Here is a 2,010-nt window from a genome sequence, read left to right on the forward strand (position 1 = left end):
GGCAGTCCTCGGGAGCCTCCGCCTTCTTAGGCACGGCCTTTCTTCACCTCCTCTTGGAAAAATCTTACGAACTCGACCCACTCCTCTTCTGTGAAGTAGGCCGCCTCCAGCTCTCTCGCCAGGGCCTCGTCCCCCACCACCACGAGGAAGCTCCTGCCGACGTGGCTGAGGAGCTCCTCCCTCGACCTTACGCAGACGACTTGGGGGTGCTCTAGACAGCCGCCGTAGACGGCTAGTGGGGGCTGGTGGATGGGGGTCATAGGGCGAGGGCGTATATGAAGCCCACGTCTCTTTTCCCCACGTTTTCAACCCGTCCGGCTACGTAAATCGTCTCTCTGTCGGATGTCGTAACTGAACTCACCAAATAACTGCCCTCCCCCATGTGTTTTGCAATTTGGGGATGTTTCGAAATCTCCGGCTTCAAGTCAATCTCCTCGACTTTTCTCAAATCTGAGTCGAAGACGTAGAGCGCAGATCCCCAGCTGATTAGGTACAGCAAGCCCCCTCTATACACACCGCCAGCGAATTCTTCGTACTTCAGCTCTGTCTTTGCCAGTAGTTTTCCGTATTTGCTATACTTCACAACTCCCTCGTAGCCGTAGACGTAGGCGTTGCCATCCTCGTCGAAGACAACCCCATTCGCGTCGCCGCTTATCTGAGGTTTTAAAATTCTGGTACGCGCCCACTTCCGCCGGTGCGTCCTCTTGCCAACAACCACAATCCGCCACTCTGGATATCTGCCGCAGTCCACACAGCCAGGAAGCCAGATGTGCCCCGTGACTGGGTTAACCGCTATACTGCGAAATTCTATCGGCCTATCTCGATCGTCTGACAGCCAATCCACCTCGTATGAGATGATTTTTCGAGTCACGTCGAGATCCCACTTTTCTACAACCCAGAAGGACCAGTGCTCAGACACGGTGTATATATAGCGGCCGTCTGTGGTTATAGAGGGGTGATCTCCAAGCCTCCTATACACTTTTCTAACCAATTTTAGATTGAGGTCGAATACGTAGAAATGCCACTCCCAAAACACCAGCTTATCCCCCGCCACTACACACTTGGTATAATCAGGCGGACTCCACTTACTCCGAGTTTTCACCGCCCTCCCGTCTTCAGCTCTACGCTTTTCCACACGCCAGCCTCGTTTCCACTTCTCGCCCTCGTCGATGACGAGCTCGCCCACTGTGTAGAGGTAGCCGTCTTTTACTTGGAGGCAACCAATTCTGTAGATGCTACTTAAAGGCTCGTCAACCACTATCCACTTTACATAAGGACGCCCCATGTAGAGACGCGGAGAGCGGCTAATAAACCTTCTCCACGCCGCACACACTCCAAAACCTACCTCCTCTAAACAGAAGGACGGCGCACTTCCTGACTACCGCAACGGCGTCGTAGTCCCTTGTCACCACGGCGCATCTCCCTCCGCATTCTCTTTCGCACAGCTCAGCGGCATATATCTCGGCGGGCCTCCGCTCAGAAAGGCGGCAGTTGATTCCGTACTTGGCGCAGAGCTCCAGGTAGCGCCTCGCGAGGGGCATGTGGGTCTCGCTCCAGGCGTCCACAACGAAAACGGCATCAAGACCAGCCTCCGCGGCAGATCTAAACAACTCCTCCGGCTCGCTCAGCGCCGCCGCCACCGAAAAGACGTCTACGTACAACCTCCGGTAGTTGGCCGGAGAGTCTGGCTTAAGCTCGAATACGCCCTTCTTAGTCCTTACCCTCATGGAATTTTGCGACAAGGAACTTAGCCACGGCGAGGGGCACCTCCTCCCCCTCAGCCTCGTAAACCACATAGCCGCCGCATTTAACCGCAATACGCCTACTCCTCGACACCACCAGCACCCTAAAGCGCGGCGAGGCGAAGAAAGTCAAGTCCACCTTCTCCACAGCAGGCTTGACGTACACCTCTCCATTCGCCGATATGCGGCCTCTGCACTCCACCACAGCCTCGACAACGTAGACCGTCGTCCTCTCGGCCTTCTCCAGAGCCCTCTTGTACCTCCTATA

Annotated in this window: 3 protein-coding genes and 1 pseudogene; all 4 read right to left on the minus strand. The window is 55.4% G+C overall.

Going from position 1 to position 2,010, the window contains the following annotated elements:
• Positions 1 to 26: 26 nt before the first annotated feature.
• Entirely contained in the window at positions 27 to 260 is a 234-nt protein-coding gene (locus ACP5J3_RS13735) for a hypothetical protein (protein WP_428496201.1), read from the minus strand.
• Complete coding sequence (locus tag ACP5J3_RS13740) at positions 257 to 1,285, minus strand: hypothetical protein (protein ID WP_428496202.1); 1,029 nt, start codon at positions 1,283 to 1,285, stop codon at positions 257 to 259. The genes ACP5J3_RS13735 and ACP5J3_RS13740 overlap by 4 nt, the downstream gene beginning before the upstream one ends.
• A 19-nt stretch (positions 1,286 to 1,304) precedes the next feature.
• Positions 1,305 to 1,727 carry a hypothetical protein gene (locus ACP5J3_RS13745; protein ID WP_428496203.1) on the minus strand — a complete coding sequence of 141 codons (423 nt, stop codon included), beginning with the start codon at positions 1,725 to 1,727 and terminating at the stop codon, positions 1,305 to 1,307.
• A pseudogene (locus tag ACP5J3_RS13750) lies at positions 1,711 to 2,010 on the minus strand (hypothetical protein); the annotation flags it as partial. The pseudogene ACP5J3_RS13750 and the gene ACP5J3_RS13745, both read right to left, overlap by 17 nt.

It is taken from the genome of Pyrobaculum sp. (assembly GCF_049971835.1).
GTDB lineage: Archaea > Thermoproteota > Thermoprotei > Thermoproteales > Thermoproteaceae > Pyrobaculum.